At 63.9% G+C, this 14,052-nt stretch carries 15 protein-coding genes and 1 riboswitch; of the genes, 8 read left to right on the top strand and 7 right to left on the bottom strand.

From position 1 onward, the window contains the following. Positions 1-33: 33 nt before the first annotated feature. Positions 34-921: an aromatic amino acid exporter YddG gene (gene yddG / locus M2281_RS23380; protein WP_280823605.1), complete on the top strand. Its 888-nt coding sequence runs from the start codon at positions 34-36 to the stop codon at positions 919-921. Beyond that, positions 918-1,592 (top strand): lysoplasmalogenase, encoded by a 675-nt coding sequence (locus tag M2281_RS23375; protein ID WP_280823604.1) that lies wholly within the window; start codon positions 918-920, stop codon positions 1,590-1,592. The genes yddG and M2281_RS23375 overlap by 4 nt, the downstream gene beginning before the upstream one ends. Before the next feature lie 5 nt (positions 1,593-1,597). Here M2281_RS23375 and M2281_RS23370 read toward each other — a convergent pair whose 3' ends face one another. The 3 genes from M2281_RS23370 to M2281_RS23360 form a co-directional block, all read right to left on the bottom strand. Beyond that, complete coding sequence (locus M2281_RS23370; protein ID WP_280823802.1) at positions 1,598-2,044, bottom strand: cupin domain-containing protein; 447 nt, start codon at positions 2,042-2,044, stop codon at positions 1,598-1,600. Next, positions 2,041-2,808: a hydroxyacylglutathione hydrolase gene (gloB, locus tag M2281_RS23365; RefSeq protein WP_280823603.1), complete on the bottom strand. Its 768-nt coding sequence runs from the start codon at positions 2,806-2,808 to the stop codon at positions 2,041-2,043. The genes M2281_RS23370 and gloB overlap by 4 nt, the downstream gene beginning before the upstream one ends. 88 nt (positions 2,809-2,896) lie before the next feature. Next, positions 2,897-3,397, bottom strand: a complete 501-nt coding sequence (locus M2281_RS23360; protein WP_280823602.1) for a GNAT family N-acetyltransferase — start codon at positions 3,395-3,397, stop codon at positions 2,897-2,899. A gap of 132 nt (positions 3,398-3,529) precedes the next feature. Between M2281_RS23360 and M2281_RS23355 the strand changes: the two genes are divergently transcribed. Continuing rightward, positions 3,530-4,330 carry a class I SAM-dependent methyltransferase gene (locus M2281_RS23355; RefSeq protein ID WP_280823601.1) on the top strand — a complete coding sequence of 267 codons (801 nt, stop codon included), beginning with the start codon at positions 3,530-3,532 and terminating at the stop codon, positions 4,328-4,330. Here M2281_RS23355 and M2281_RS23350 read toward each other — a convergent pair. After that, positions 4,281-5,567, bottom strand: coding sequence for an MFS transporter (locus M2281_RS23350; RefSeq protein ID WP_280823600.1), 1,287 nt, complete (start codon positions 5,565-5,567; stop codon positions 4,281-4,283). The genes M2281_RS23355 and M2281_RS23350 overlap by 50 nt on opposite strands. A gap of 70 nt (positions 5,568-5,637) precedes the next feature. On the opposite strand from M2281_RS23350, the gene M2281_RS23345 reads away from it, so the two are divergent. After that, positions 5,638-6,267 carry a TetR/AcrR family transcriptional regulator gene (locus M2281_RS23345; protein ID WP_425537793.1) on the top strand — a complete coding sequence of 210 codons (630 nt, stop codon included), beginning with the start codon at positions 5,638-5,640 and terminating at the stop codon, positions 6,265-6,267. 305 nt (positions 6,268-6,572) lie between these two features. Here M2281_RS23345 and M2281_RS23340 read toward each other — a convergent pair whose 3' ends face one another. Further along, positions 6,573-7,775 carry an AI-2E family transporter gene (locus tag M2281_RS23340; protein ID WP_280823599.1) on the bottom strand — a complete coding sequence of 401 codons (1,203 nt, stop codon included), beginning with the start codon at positions 7,773-7,775 and terminating at the stop codon, positions 6,573-6,575. 236 nt (positions 7,776-8,011) lie between these two features. After that, positions 8,012-8,950, bottom strand: a complete 939-nt coding sequence (metA, locus tag M2281_RS23335) for a homoserine O-acetyltransferase MetA (protein WP_280823598.1) — start codon at positions 8,948-8,950, stop codon at positions 8,012-8,014. A gap of 55 nt (positions 8,951-9,005) precedes the next feature. Beyond that, a riboswitch (SAM riboswitch) is annotated at positions 9,006-9,084 on the bottom strand. Between the two features lie 118 nt (positions 9,085-9,202). Between metA and hisC the strand changes: the two genes are divergently transcribed. Both hisC and M2281_RS23325 read left to right on the top strand, forming a co-directional pair. Next, a complete protein-coding gene (gene hisC / locus M2281_RS23330; protein WP_280823597.1) occupies positions 9,203-10,315 on the top strand; it encodes a histidinol-phosphate transaminase in 1,113 nt (370 codons plus the stop codon). 3 nt (positions 10,316-10,318) lie between these two features. Then, positions 10,319-11,263, top strand: coding sequence for a prephenate/arogenate dehydrogenase family protein (locus tag M2281_RS23325; RefSeq protein ID WP_280823596.1), 945 nt, complete (start codon positions 10,319-10,321; stop codon positions 11,261-11,263). A 63-nt stretch (positions 11,264-11,326) separates the two neighbouring features. Here M2281_RS23325 and M2281_RS23320 read toward each other — a convergent pair whose 3' ends face one another. Continuing rightward, positions 11,327-12,301 (bottom strand): DUF2125 domain-containing protein, encoded by a 975-nt coding sequence (locus M2281_RS23320; RefSeq protein WP_280823595.1) that lies wholly within the window; start codon positions 12,299-12,301, stop codon positions 11,327-11,329. Between the two features lie 157 nt (positions 12,302-12,458). On the opposite strand from M2281_RS23320, the gene M2281_RS23315 reads away from it, so the two are divergent. Both M2281_RS23315 and M2281_RS23310 read left to right on the top strand, forming a co-directional pair. After that, positions 12,459-12,980 carry a gamma-glutamylcyclotransferase gene (locus tag M2281_RS23315; protein WP_280823594.1) on the top strand — a complete coding sequence of 174 codons (522 nt, stop codon included), beginning with the start codon at positions 12,459-12,461 and terminating at the stop codon, positions 12,978-12,980. Positions 12,981-13,098: 118 nt separating this feature from the next. Next, the gene (locus tag M2281_RS23310) at positions 13,099-14,046 is read left to right on the top strand and encodes an aldo/keto reductase (protein ID WP_280823593.1); all 948 of its coding nucleotides are present in this window, start codon (positions 13,099-13,101) and stop codon (positions 14,044-14,046) included. The last annotated feature ends 6 nt before the right edge of the window (positions 14,047-14,052 follow it).

Genomic DNA, 14,052 nt, shown 5'->3' with positions numbered 1-14,052 from the left:
TGGGGCCGTCGAGAAGCCCCGATCGGGGGGACTATGGGTCGTGCCACTCTTATCGGCTTTTCAGCCGTCGCCATGTGGGCGCTTCTGGCGCTGCTGACCGACGCGTCCGGCCAGGTGCCGCCCTTCCTGCTCTCGGCCATCACCTTCACCATCGGCACATGCGTGGGGCTGGTTGCGCGGCTGTTCATGAAGCAGCCCGCCATGCAGCCCAAAATCCCGCCGCAGGTCTGGGTGATCGGCATTGCCGGCCTGTTCGGCTACCATTTCTTCTACTTCACCGCGCTGCGCAACGCGCCGGCGGTTGAGGCGAGCCTGATCGCCTATCTGTGGCCGCTGCTCATCGTGCTCGGCTCGGCATTGATGCCGGGCGAGCGGCTCCGCTGGAACCATGTTGCCGGTGCGCTTCTGGGGCTGTCCGGCACGTTCCTGATCGTCACCAAGGGCGGCGGTCTCTCGTTCGACAGCCGCTACACCTTCGGCTATGCCATGGCCTTCGTCTGCGCCTTCCTGTGGGCGGGCTATTCGCTGCTGTCGCGCCGCTTCCCGGCGGTGCCGACAACGATCGTGACCTGGTTCTGCGCCGCCACCGCCGTCCTGTCGCTCCTGTGCCACCTGATGCTGGAAGAAACCGTTCTGCCGGCCAATGCCGGCCAGTGGCTCGCGGTGCTCGGCCTTGGGCTGATGCCGGTGGGCGCCGCCTTCTATACCTGGGACCATGGCGTCAAGCGCGGCAACATCCAGGTGCTGGGCGCGGCGAGCTATGCCGCCCCGCTGCTTTCCACCCTGGTGCTGATCATGGCCGGCTTTGCAGAGCCGACGCCCACCATCATCACCGCCTGCATTCTGATCACCGGCGGCGCGGTGTTGGCCGCCAAATCCATGCTTTTCGGCAAGAGCCAGCCGGCGGGAGCGGAAGCATGATGCCCTTTGCCGGTGGTCTCGAAGCGACGGCCAACGGCATGCTGCTGTTTTCGGTGGCTTCGGCCTGCGTATATTTCTTCCTGCTCGACACGCCGGTGTCGCTCCGGCGCTCGGTGGTGAAGACCATTCCGGTCGCGCTGCTGGCAGGGCTGGTGCTGCTGCATCGCGGGCCGCTGCTGCTGGCCGGGGCGCTGGCGCTCAGCGCGCTTGGCGATGCCTTTCTGTCGCGCGGCCAGGGCGAAAAAGCGTTCCTCGGCGGGCTTGCCAGCTTCCTTGTGGCGCATCTGCTCTATGTCGCGCTGTTCGCGCATTCCGGCGGCGGGCTGGGAATGCTCCTGACCTCGCCCCGGCTCCTCTTCGGCATCATCATTGCGATCTTCGCCATTGTGATGCTGGCGGTGCTGTGGCCGCGCGTCGAAGTCACGCTCAGGCTGCCGATTGCCGTCTATGTCGCTGCGATCCTGGCCATGGGGCTGGCCGCGCTCACGCTGCCCGACTGGAGGATCATCCTAGGCGCGATGCTGTTCATCGCCTCCGATGCCTTGCTAGCAACGGAAAAGTTTCTGCTTGGCGCCCGCTCGACGCAGCGGTTCTGGATGCGTCACGCGGTATGGGCGCTCTACTACGCCGCCCAGGCGCTGATCGCGCTAGGGTTTTTGATGGCGCCTTAAGGGGCTCAGCTCTCGGCGCCCGGCTCCCAGCCTTCTTCCGCCATCTCGAATTGCGAGAACTCGAACCCCGGCGCCACGGTACAGCCCACCAGCGTCCAGTCGCCGAGACTTTTCGCCGTCTGCCAAAAACCCGCCGGGACGATGTGCTGCGGCCGCTCGCCGGCAAAAAGGTCAGGTCCCAGCCGGTGGCGGCTCACGCTGCGGCCTTCCTCATGCATGGCGATCTCGATCGGCGCGCCGGCATAATAGTGCCAGACCTCGGCGGCGTCCTTCACGCGGTGCCAGGCCGACACGTCCCCGGCCTCGAGCAGGAAATAGATCGCCGTCGAATGGCCACGCGGGTTGTGGGCGGTCGCATCCCGGAAGGTCTGCACATACCAGCCGCCCTCGGGATGCCGCTGCATCCTGAGCTTTTTGATGATCGATGCCGCGTCCATCTCGCCCGTCATCAGAACAAATCCTTGCGCTTGCGGATTTCGGCGAACACCGCCTCGTCGGGTGCATTCTCCATGCCCAGGTTGCGACGGATCGCGGGGTCGTGCCAGCGCAGGAAGGGGTTGGTGGCCATCTCCTCTCCGATCGTGGTGGGCAGCGTCGGCTTGCCGTCGGCACGCAGCCGGTCGATCTTGGTTGCTCGCTCCTTCAGCGCCGAATTGGTCGGATCCACGGTCAGCGCGAAGCGGGCATTGCCTTGCGTGTATTCGTGGCCGCAATAGACGGCGGTTTCGGGCGGCAGGGCGGCAAGCTTCTTCAGCGATTCGAGCATGACCGCCGCCGGGCGCTCGAACAGCCGGCCGCAGCCCAACGCAAACAGCGTGTCGCCGGTGAAGGCGAGGTTCTGGGTGGGAATGTAGTAGGAAATGTGCCCGGCCGTGTGGCCCGGCGTCTCGATCACATAGACGAGGTGATTGCCGAAGGGGATGGCCGCGCCTTCCTCCACCGCCTCGTCGAGGCCGGGTATCTTCGGGGCCTCCGCCTTGGGGCCGACGATCTTGAGGTCGAAGCGCTTCTTAAGCGCCTGGTTGGCCTCGACGTGGTCGCCATGGTGATGGGTGTTGAGGATCATCGTCGGCGCCCAGCCGGTGCGCTGGACGGCCGCCAGGATCGGCGCCTCTTCCGGCGCGTCGATCAGTATGACCTCGCCGCTTTCGTTGTCGTGCAGGAGCACGCCGAAATTGTCGCTGCGGCACATGAACTGTTCGATCTCGATCGTCATCGGTGGTCTCCTTGTCGCGGGGGACGATAGGGCGGCAGGTGCCCGCCGTCATCCCCGGCGGGCAGTATTCCCCATCGAACCGCAGGCCCTAGTCCGGAAACGTCTCCATGCGCCCCGCATAAATCCGGAAGCCGGCGCGTTGGTATGTCGATTTCGCCTTGGGGTGATCGTTGGTATCGGTATGCAGCCAGATGCGCTGCGGTGCATATGACCAGATTTCCCGCAGCGCCCGGTCCAGCAAACAGGGACCGAGCTTTCGACCCTGAAAGGCAGGAACCAGCCCAAAATGGACAAGTTCCACCTCGGCCCCGCCGACGCCGTCGAATTCGCAAAAGCCTACGGCCTGACCTTCGACATGCAGAACGTAGACGAGTGTTGAGGAACGGGAGAGGAAATCGCGGAGATCATCCGCCGGCATTCGCAGTCGCTGATCCCACTGCAACGGTTCGCCGACGGCCCTGTAGAGTGCCAGGTACTGTGAAGGATCGAGCACTTCTCGCTGGATCGTCGTTCCAGTGCTTGCCGGCGACAGGGCCAGTCCCGACGGTGGGCTCGTCATTTCCAGATATGTGACGAATAGATCGACCATGCCAGTTACTGAGACGATGATTGCCGCCGTCTGCGTAGAGCACGCCACCACGTGGGACGCAACGAGAGGAGCATTGACCTCCGCCCAACAGCTTTATTGTACTTGGGTGACAAGGTCGCTACCGTCGCGGACATGAATTCGGACATCGTCGACCTGCATTCCTTCTACGGCACGCCGCTAGGCCACGCGGTCGAGGAGGCGATAGGCATGGCGCTGGCCTCGATCTGGGCGAACATACCCAGCGAGCGGCTGGTAGGGCTGGGCTATGCGCTGCCCTGGCTCAACCGCTTCGGTGCCGACACCGAACGCGTTTTTGCCTTCATGCCGGCGACGCAAGGAGCCTTGTGCTGGCCGCCGGCGCGGCCCTCGGCCACGGCGCTGGTGTTCGATGAGGAACTGCCGCTGCCCGACGCCTCGATCGACCGGATGCTGCTGGTGCATTCGCTGGAACATGCCGAAAATCCGCGCGAGACGCTGAAGGAAATCTGGCGGGTGCTGTCGCCTGCGGGCCGCGTCGTCATCGTGGTGCCCAACCGTCGCGGCGTCTGGGCCCGCTTCGAGCACACGCCCTTCGGCACCGGGCGGCCGTTTTCGCGCGGCCAGATCAATGAATTGCTGCGCGATGCCAACTTCACGCCGGCGGCGTGGTCGGAGGCGCTTTTGTTCCCGCCGTCGCATACGCGGACGGTGATGCGGGTGCACAACCTGTTGGAGCGCACCGGCCGGCGTTTTTGGCCGATCTTCTCCGGCGTCATCGTGGTGGAGGCGCAAAAGCGCCTCTACCAGGGCCTGCCGGTGGCGCAGCGTGCCTCGCGCCGCGTCTTCGTGCCGGTGCTGACGCCGCAGGGCGCGGGCCAGCATGCACGGGAAAAGCGGGTTGACCTCAAGCCGGCTGTGCGGCGCGGCGGCGCAGCGTCTCGCTCGGTTCGATGAGCAGCGAGAGCGCGGCGGCCGCAATCGCGGTCATGCCGGCGATCTGGAAGGCGAGAACATAGTCGCCCTGCATTTCGCGCAGCGCGCCGCCGAAGAAGGCTGCTGTGGCCGCGCCCACCTGATGGCCGGCGACGACCCAGCCGAACACCAGCGGTCCCGAGCGGTCGCCGAAGGCTTCGTTTGAAAGCCTGAGCGTCGGTGGCACGGTGGCGATCCAGTCCAGCCCGTAGAGCACGGCGAAGATGGTCAGGCTGACGCCTGAAAAGCCGGAATAGGGCAGATAGACCAGCGACAGGCCGCGTATGCCGTAGTAGACGCCGAGCAGCTTTCGCGGATCGAAGCGGTCGGTCAGCCAGCCCGAAAGCGTGGTGCCGATGAGGTCGAATATGCCCATCAGCGCCAGAAGGCTGGCGGCGCGCACTTCCGGGATTCCCATATCGCCGCAGAAGGCGATGAGATGGGTGCCGACGAGGCCGTTGGTGGTGAAGCCGCAGATGAAGAAGGTGGCGAAGAGATACCAGAACACGCGGGTCTTCGCGGCCTGTGCCAGCGTGCCGAAGGTGATGGTCAGGAAGTTCCCGCTGGCCGCAAGCGAGGGCTGCTCGACCTCGCCCGGTTCGGCGCCATAGCGCGTGATGCCGATGGAGGCCGGGCGCTCGGGCACCAGGAGATAGACCAGCGGCAGGAGTGCTGCGGTGGCGACCGAAACCGCGATGACGACTGGCTGCCAGCCGCCGGACTGGGCCAAAGCCGCCAGGAAGGGCAGGAATATCAGCATGCCGGTGGCGCTGGAGGCCGACATCAGCCCCATCATCAGGCCGCGATTGGTCTTGAACCAGCGGTTGACGATCGTGGCGCCAAGCACGCTGGCCACCGCGCCCGAGCCGATGCCGGAAAAGACGCCCCAGGTGAGCACCAGTTGCCAGGACTGGGTCATCAGCAGGCTTGAGGCGGTCGAAATGGACATGAGGGCCAGCGAAGCCAGCACAGTGCGGCGAAGGCCGACCCGCTCCATCAGTGCTGCGGCGAAGGGACCGGCCAGGCCATAAAGGAAGATGCCGACCGCGGCGGCCACCGAAATAGTATCGCGACGCCAGCCGAAGGCGTCCTCCAGCGGCAGCATCAGAACGCTAAGCGTCGAACGCATCCCCGCAGCGATCAGTAGCGACAGAAATATGACCCCCACGACCACGAAAGCGTAGCGCTGGCCAAAGGGACGTTTTTGAACTATGTTCATGTTACTGACCGGTACGTTGCGGATCGCCTATGTACGTACCGGTCAGTAACAAAGTCAAGAGAGCACGTACATGTCGACGAAGACGAGCGCCACACACCTGACAGAAACTGCCAAGCCCGATGAGGCAGGCCAGCCTCAGCCGCGCGCGGCCGAACGCATATTGGGCGTGGCGCGGAATCTTTTTTACCGGCAAGGCATCCGCGCCATCGGCGTCGATGAGATCGTGCGCCAGGCAGGCGTCACCAAACCCAGCCTCTACCGCAGCTTTTCCTCCAAGGACGAACTCGCGGCCACCTATCTGCGCGGCTATGAGGTCGAATTCTGGGAGCGCTTCGACCAGGCAGTGGCGGCCCATCCCGGCGATCCGCGCAGCCAGATCCGCGCCTTTCTGACCCGGGTCGGCTACAGGGCGGTGCAGACGGATTATCGCGGCTGCGGCATGACCAATGCGGCGATCGAATATCCCGAGCATGGGCATCCGGCGCGTCTGGTGGGCGAAGCTAACAAGCGCGAGCTGCGCCGGCGCCTGCGCGCCATGGCGTCCGAAATGGGTGCGGAAGATGCCGACACACTTGGCGACGGCCTGCTGCTTCTGATCGAGGGCGCCTATGTTTCCGGTCAGCTGTTCGGCCCGGGCGGTCCCGCTGCTTCCGTGGCTGAAAATGCTGACAGATTGATTTCCGCAAGCCTGAAGGATTAGGCGCTTAGCACAAGGCATGCCCTTTGCCAGGCTTTTGCCTTTCACACCCGCTGAGGCATGGATTCCCGACACTCTCCGCTCGTTCCTCGCTCACGAGGTCGGGAATGACGGCTTAATACGGCGCTGATGCAAATCACTAAGGTTGAAGATTGGCAACGAACGTCAATGCGTTCGTCATTCTCGACCTCGTGAGCGAGTGCGAAGCACGAGCGGAGAGTGTCGGGAATCCATGCCTCGACCGCCCCGCCTTCACAACCGTTCAAAATTGCCGATGAGACGCCTGAAATCCGGATGCAGCAGGAAAGCTACTCCGACCCTACCAGCCGTTTTGGCTCCCGTTCGGTCAACAGCTCGTCGGTCATCTGGGCCACGCCGGCGGATGGGCTGTCGGTCTGCTCCACCTCACGCAGCCATTCTCGCCAGATCGCGACCAGCAGTGCCATGAGCACCGGGCCGATGAACAGGCCAAGGAAGCCCATGGTCTTCACACCGCCGATCAGGCCGAAAAAGGTGGGCAGGAAGGGCAGCTTGATGGGGCCGCCGACCAGCTTGGGCCGCAGCGTCTTGTCGACGATGAAAAGCTCGATCGAGCCCCAGGCAAGTAGCGCGACGCCGGCGATCGGCGTGCCACGCGCCACCAGATAGGCCGAGACCAGTGTGAACGACAGCGGTGCGCCGCCGGGGATCAGCGCCATGACGCCGGTCAGCACGCCGAGCGTCACCGGGGAGGGCACGCCGGCGATCCAGTAAGCAATGCCCAGCACCACGCCCTCTCCGATCGCGATCAGCGTCATGCCGGTCACGGTGGAGCTGATGGTCGCCGGCACGACGCCGGAAATTCGCTCCCAGCGCGTCGGCAGGATACGCTCGCCGAGCTTGCCGATCTGCTTGGCGAAGCTTTCGCCATCGCGATAGACGAAGAAGAGCGCGATCAGCATGAAAAGCAGCGTCAGCAGCAAGTTGAAGGCGCCGCCGCCGGCCGCCAGCACGCCGCGATAGATGCTGCCGATATTGGCGCCGCTGACGATCTGGATGAGTTCGCCGATGGCGCCGGGATGGCCGATATAGCGCGCCCATTGCTCATCCGCCCATTCGCCGATGATGGGCAGGGCGGTCATCCATTCGGGCGTCGGCGCGCCGTTGCGGTTGGTCTCGACCGCCCAGCTGAACCATTCGCGCACTTCGTTGACCGTGTAGATGCCGGCCAGCACGATCGGCACCACCAGGAAGGTCACGATGAACAGGATCGCGAGCGTCGCGGCCACGGTACGGTTGCCCGAAACCGCGTCGAGCAGGCGGCGGTAGAGCGGCCAGCTGGCAAAGGCGATGACGAGCGCGGCCAGCACCGGCACCAGGAAGCCGTTGAAGAAATAGATGCCGGCGGCAACGATGAGAACAAGCAGCCAGCGCGCCGCCGTGAGCGGAGGGATGAGCGGGATGCGGGCAGGCGTGGAGAGCCCGAGCAGTCGGGGTTCGCGTTTGGCGGTCCCGGGTTCCAATTCGCTCAACAGAAGGTTCTCCTTGGCATAGGCGCGTACATTCTCACTACCCTTTTGCGCGAGATGCACCAAGGCCTTTCGCGCAGATATAGGTATTCGCCGGGTCGGGCGAAATGCGAAGCCCGGCCACGGTGCGATTTAGCGACTATAGCTGCGGAAATGCGCTGCTTTGTGACATTGCATGCGACCTGCTGGCGCGGGTGCTCGCGCGCCAGTCGTATCGGTCGCCTTGCCCCCCGAGAGGCTCAGGCGATGTCGGGCTGCAGGAGCCTTCCGACGTCCGCCAGGTCGTAGGGCGTGGTCTGGTAGACCTGGTTGATCCAGTTGCCGAACAGCAAGTGAGCATGCGAACGCCACCGGTTGAGCGGCCGGCGGGCCGGATCGTCGTCGGGGTAATAGCCGTGCGGCACCTCGATCGGCGTTCCGGCGGCCACGTCGCGGTCATACTCTTCCTTGAGCGAGGTGGAGTCGTACTCGATGTGGTTGAACATGTAGAGCCGGTTGCCGGTCGTCTCGGCCAGCAGGCAGGGGCCGGTCACATCGGATTCCATCAGCAGGTCCAGGCCCGAGCCGGAGGGGATGTCGGCGCTGCGCACCTCCGTCCAGCGCGAAACCGGAATGGCGAAATCGTCCGAGAAGCCTGCAAGATAAGGCGAGGCGGGCGCATTGTTGCTGTGACGGAAGACGCCGAAGGCCTTCTTGTCGAGCGTGTATTTCGGAATGCGGTGGAAATGCCAGGCGGCGGCCATGGCCCCCCAGCAGATGAAGTTGGAGGAATGAACGTTGGTGGTCGTCCAATCGAAGATGCTTTTGAGCTCGTCCCAATAGGTGACGTCCTCGAAGGGGAGGAGCTCCACTGGCGCGCCGGTGACGATGAAGCCGTCGAACTTGCGGTCCCGAACCTCCTCCCAGGTCTGGTAGAAGGAGATGAGATGCTCTTCTGACGTGTTCTTGGCCTTGTGGTTGCCGATGCGCACCAGCGTCAGCTCGACCTGGAGGGGCGAGGCGCCGATCAGTCGCGCAAACTGCGTTTCCGTGCGGATCTTGTTCGGCATGAGGTTCAGGAGCCCGATCTGCAGCGGACGGATGTCCTGGCGCAGCGCCGTCCGTTCGTCCATGACGGACACGCCCTCGCGTACGAGCACCTCGTGGGCAGGCAGCTGATCGGGGATCTTGATCGGCATCGCACAAACTCCAAAACAAAAAAGACCGGTGGCGAAATCGCGACCGGTCCGAACGAATTTGTCGTCATCGGTCCCTTTAGCGATTTATTTAACGTGGCTGCAAGCCGACCGGCCAAATCACCACGGAACGTTCCAGTCTTTTACGGCTGCGCCCGGTCGGCGTCAACGGCAAAGCTTTTCCTCGACAATCCGCGCATCGGCTTGTATTTCCGCTGCATCCATTCACATCTAGAAAGCCGGATACTTTCAGCCATGACGAACGCGAATGACGTGAGCCGCCCGCAGCCCAAACCCGGCATCATGGACATCGCCGCCTATGTGCCCGGCAAGAGCAGCGCGCCGGACGGCGTCGCCAAGGTTCATAAGCTGTCGTCGAACGAGAATCCGCTCGGCGCTTCGCCGGCTGCCATCGAGGCGGTGCGCGATGCAGCCACCCGCATGGAGTTCTATCCGGATGGCTCGGCGACCAAGCTTCGCGAGGCGATTGGCGAGGTCTACGGTCTGAACCCGGCCAACATCATCTGCTCGAACGGCTCGGACGAGATCATCGGCCTTCTGGCGCAGACCTATCTGCGGCCGGGCGACGAGGGCGTCTTCACCGAGCATGGCTTCCTCGTCTACCGCATCTACATCCAGGCTGCCGGCGCGGTTCCGGTGGTGGCCAAGGAAAGCAACGAGAAGGCCGATGTCGACGCCATTCTCGCGGCGGTGACGGACAAGACGAAAATCGTCTTCCTGGCCAATCCGAACAACCCGACCGGCACCTATATGCCGTATGAGGAAGTGCGCCGCCTGCACGCCGCGCTGCCCAAGCACGTGCTTCTGGTGCTCGACGCGGCCTATGCCGAATATGTGCGCCGTAACGATTACGAGTCGGGCATCGAGCTCGTCTCGACGTCGCAGAACGTGGTCATGACCCGCACCTTCTCCAAGATCCACGGTCTTGGCGGCGCGCGCATCGGCTGGGCCTATGCGCCGACGCATGTCGTGGACGCGCTGAACCGCGTGCGCGGACCGTTCAACGTCAACGCCATGGCTATTGAGGCGGGCGTCGCTGCCATGCGCGACCGCGCCCATGTCGAACAGACCGTTGAGCACAACGAAAAGTGGCTGCCCTGGGTGACGGAAGAGCTGACCAAGCTCGGCCTTCGCGTCACGCCTAGCGTCGGCAATTTTATTCTCATTCACTTCCCGGACGACGGGAAGCACTCGGCGGCATCGGCCGACGACTATCTCACGGCGCGCGGTTATATTCTGCGGCGCGTTGCAGGCTACGGTTTTCCCAACGCGCTGCGGATGACAGTCGGAACCGAAGAAGCCAATCGTGGCGTAGTCGCCGCACTCACCGAGTTTTTGAAAAGTTAGAAAATGTCCGCTCCACTGTTCGAGAAGATCGCCCTCGTCGGCATCGGCCTGATCGGGTCGTCGCTGGCGCGGGTCATCCGTCGTGAAGGCCTCGCAAGCCATATCGCCATCGCCACCCGTAGCCCGGAAACGCTGAAGCGTGCGGAAGAGCTTGGGCTCGGCGGTTCCTACTCCACCAACGCCGCCGAAGCGGTGAAGGACGCCGACCTCGTCATCGTCTCGGTTCCGGTCGGTTCGTCCGGCACGGTGGCCGAGGAGATTGCGCCGGCGCTCAAAGCCGGCGCCATCCTCACCGATGTCGGCTCCACCAAGGGCTCCGTCATCGCCCAGATGAAGCCGCATGTGCCGGCTGGCGTGCACTTCATTCCCGGCCACCCGCTGGCGGGTACGGAAAAGTCGGGCCCCGATGCAGGCTTTGCCGAACTGTTCGAAAACCGCTGGTGCATCCTGACGCCGCTGCCGGACACGGATCCGGAAGCAGTGGAGAAGCTGTCGGAATTCTGGCGCCGCTGCGGCTCCAACATCGACACGATGGATCCCGAGCACCACGACATGGTGCTGGCCATCGTCTCTCACCTGCCGCACATCATCGCCTACAACATCGTCGGTACCGCCGACGACCTGGCGGCGGTCACCAAGTCCGAGGTGATCAAGTATTCGGCCTCGGGTTTCCGCGACTTCACCCGTATCGCGGCGTCCGATCCGACGATGTGGCGCGACGTGTGCCTGCACAACAAGGACGCGATCCTGGAGATGCTGGCGCGGTTCTCAGAGGATCTGGCTTCGCTGCAGCGAGCCATCCGCTGGGGCGACGGCGAAAAACTGTTCGATCTCTTCACGCGCACCCGCGCCATCCGCCGCTCGATCATCGAGGCGGGACAGGAAATCGACGCGCCGGACTTCGGCCGCCAGGTCGTCGCGCATCCGGAGAAGCTGGCAAAGAGCTGACGCTCGACGCCTTGTTCTTAGCCTGCGACGCGGGGCCACCCTGCGTCGTCGTTTCCCGTCGCGCTACTGCAGCGGCGGAACCTGGCCGAGCTTGATGAAGGCAAGCGAGATCTTGCCCTTGACGATCTTGAGCGGCAGCGAAGGCGACGGCCCGAGTATCGACAGGCCCATAAAACCTTGCTGGATCTCCCGGCTCTTTTCGGGCACCACGCCGGCCAGCACCGTCGCCAGTCCTTGCGGGTCGCGAACGGTGACGCGCAGATCGGCATCAAGCAGCCCATCCTGATCGACCGAGAACGGCCCGTTCAGCGAAATCCCAGTCTTCTCGTTCGTGGACAGGTCCAGGTTGCGGATGGTGCCGGACTGGCCGCGCAGGCTCTCGGTCCGGTTGCCGACCAGTTCCACGCCATTGTTGATGGTCAGATCGGTGTCGCCCGACAAAAGCGGCAGGGTTCGCCCCTGCACCAGCGAGGAGTCGAGCAGCAGATTGGAGAACGTACCGGCGAGGTCGAGATTGGCGCCGTCAGGGCGCATGTGGCCTTCGAAGGTATCGATGGTCGCCAGCGACTTGCCGGAGACGGTCGACGCCCGCAGCTGGTGGCCTTCCACCGAGACCCGTTCCGGCAGCGGCCGCGCGAGGCGAACGCTGGCGCGCAGATTGTCCCAGTCCAGCGCAAACGGTTCGGTCCGCGGCGTGTCGATGCGCGCCGGGCCATCGAGTTCAGCGATCAGGTGAGTGGGATCGTAGACCTGGCCGACTGAGCGGAAGCTTCCGGCCGAAACGCTAAGGCCCTGCCTGGCATCGTCGAAGGCAATGCGGTCGCAAAACAGGCCGAGGCGGAACGGGAAGCCGCGCGCGACGGGATTGGTGCACTCGGCCACGACGCCGTCGCGGTTCAGCTCCGCAAGGCTGGTCTTGGCCTTGGCCTCGAGCTTGTCGGCAAGGTAGAACCAGCCCATCGTGTAGCCGCCGCACAGGATGACGACAACCACCGCCAGCCACATGACACGGCGACCGTAGTTTGGCTTGCTGCTCACTTCTGGCGGCATCGTTGCGTCGATCCTTTGGTCTGGGGTGGTCTTTTCCGTTCCGAAGGACGGCGCAGCAAAAAACCGGTTTCCCCTTTTGGCGATGATACTTTACCCATGACCCCGAAGCAGCGCCGAGCGCTGCATACGGAGTTGTCTTGGCGATATGGGCGATTTTTGGGTTTTTGGCTACGGCTCGCTAATCTGGCGCCCAGGTTTTGCGCATGTTGAAACCCGGCGTGCCCATTTGCACGGCTATAGGCGTTCGCTTTGCGTGCGCTCCTATGTGCATCGCGGCACGCGCGAACGCCCCGGCCTGGTGCTGGGGCTCGATCGTGGCGGCTCCTGCGTCGGTCTGGCGTTCCGCGTGCCGGGCGACCTGCGCGAGGAGGTGGTCGCCTATCTGCGTGAACGCGAACTGGTCACCAACGTCTATCTCGAGCGGACCCATATGGTGCAGCTCGATGCCGGCGGCAACGTCGAGGCCATCTGTTACGTGGTCGACCGCAAGCACGAACAATATGCCGGAGGTCTCCACGAAGCTGAAGCGGCCAGCATTGTCGCCGGCGCGGTCGGCCAGTCCGGGCGCAACGAGGAATACGTCATGAACACCCTCAAGCACCTCGAGGCGCTCGGCATCCGCGACCACTGGCTGGAGCGGGTGGCGGGGCAGCTCAACGCCGGTTGAGAATGCTCGCAATCTTTTGAGGGGAAATCCATTGGTTCGGGTTTGAACGGTCGCGGGCGCAACATAGCTTGACTGTGGAGGCTGCCTGCGCGGCCCGACAAACCATGGAGAGCAGATCTTGCAGAAACGACGTCTAGGACGCACCGACCTCGAAATCGCGCCGCTGGTGCTTGGCGGCAATGTCTTCGGCTGGACCGCGGACGAAAAGACTTCCTTCGACCTGCTCGACCATGCCTTCGCCGCCGGCCTCAACACGATTGATACGGCCGATGTCTATTCGCGCTGGGCGTCCGGCAACAGCGGCGGCGAATCCGAGACGATCATCGGCAAGTGGATGAAGAGCCGCGGCAACCGCGACAAGGTGATCGTCATCACCAAGGTCGGTTCGGACATGGGGCAGGGTAAGCGCGACCTTTCTGCCGGCTACATTGCCCGCGCGGTAGAAGCTTCCCTGAAGCGTCTGCAGACGGACGTGATCGACCTCTATCTCTCGCACTGGCTCGACCCGGAGACGCCATACGAGGAGACGCTCGGCGCTTACCAGAAGCTGATCGCAACGGGAAAGGTGCGCAACATCGGCGCCTCCAACCTCGATGCCGAGCAACTGAAGGCAGCTCTGAACGTGGCGAAGGACAAGAACCTGCCACGCTATGACGTGCTGCAGCCGGAATACAATCTCTACGACCGTGCAAGCTATGACGGGCCGCTGCGCGACCTCTGCATGGCCGAGGATATCGGCGTCGTCACCTATTTCAGCCTGGCCAGCGGCTTCCTATCAGGAAAATACCGCAGCGAGGCCGATCTCGGGAAAAGTGCCCGCGGCGAGGACGTGAAGCACTATCTTGACGCGCGGGGCATGCGCATTCTGGCGGCGCTCGACGCGGTCGCGGCGCGGCGCTCTGCAAAGCCGGCGGAAGTCGCGCTTGCCTGGATCATGGCGCGAGCGGGCGTTACCGCGCCGATCGCCAGCGCCACCTCACTGGTGCAGATGGACAGCCTGATCCGCTCGGCCGAACTGAAGCTCGACGCCGCAGACATTGCCGAGCTCGACGCGGCGAGCGCTTGACTATCG

Source organism: Pseudaminobacter soli (ex Li et al. 2025) (assembly GCF_029892515.1).
In the GTDB taxonomy this organism is placed as follows: domain Bacteria; phylum Pseudomonadota; class Alphaproteobacteria; order Rhizobiales; family Rhizobiaceae; genus Pseudaminobacter; species Pseudaminobacter soli_A.
The sequence above is the reverse complement of the archived record's forward strand: the minus strand, read 5'-3'. Positions and strand labels throughout refer to the sequence as shown.

Coding starts and splice junctions, on each gene's coding strand:
- gloB (WP_280823603.1), bottom strand. CDS start 2,808: ATGACGATCGAGATCGAACAGTTCATGTGCCGCAGCGACAATTTCGGC.
- M2281_RS23315 (WP_280823594.1), top strand. CDS start 12,459: ATGGGCGATTTTTGGGTTTTTGGCTACGGCTCGCTAATCTGGCGCCCA.
- hisC (WP_280823597.1), top strand. CDS start 9,203: ATGACGAACGCGAATGACGTGAGCCGCCCGCAGCCCAAACCCGGCATC.
- yddG (WP_280823605.1), top strand. CDS start 34: ATGGGTCGTGCCACTCTTATCGGCTTTTCAGCCGTCGCCATGTGGGCG.
- M2281_RS23345 (WP_425537793.1), top strand. CDS start 5,638: ATGTCGACGAAGACGAGCGCCACACACCTGACAGAAACTGCCAAGCCC.
- M2281_RS23355 (WP_280823601.1), top strand. CDS start 3,530: ATGAATTCGGACATCGTCGACCTGCATTCCTTCTACGGCACGCCGCTA.
- metA (WP_280823598.1), bottom strand. CDS start 8,950: ATGCCGATCAAGATCCCCGATCAGCTGCCTGCCCACGAGGTGCTCGTA.
- M2281_RS23375 (WP_280823604.1), top strand. CDS start 918: ATGATGCCCTTTGCCGGTGGTCTCGAAGCGACGGCCAACGGCATGCTG.
- M2281_RS23325 (WP_280823596.1), top strand. CDS start 10,319: ATGTCCGCTCCACTGTTCGAGAAGATCGCCCTCGTCGGCATCGGCCTG.
- M2281_RS23360 (WP_280823602.1), bottom strand. CDS start 3,397: ATGGTCGATCTATTCGTCACATATCTGGAAATGACGAGCCCACCGTCG.
- M2281_RS23350 (WP_280823600.1), bottom strand. CDS start 5,567: ATGAACATAGTTCAAAAACGTCCCTTTGGCCAGCGCTACGCTTTCGTG.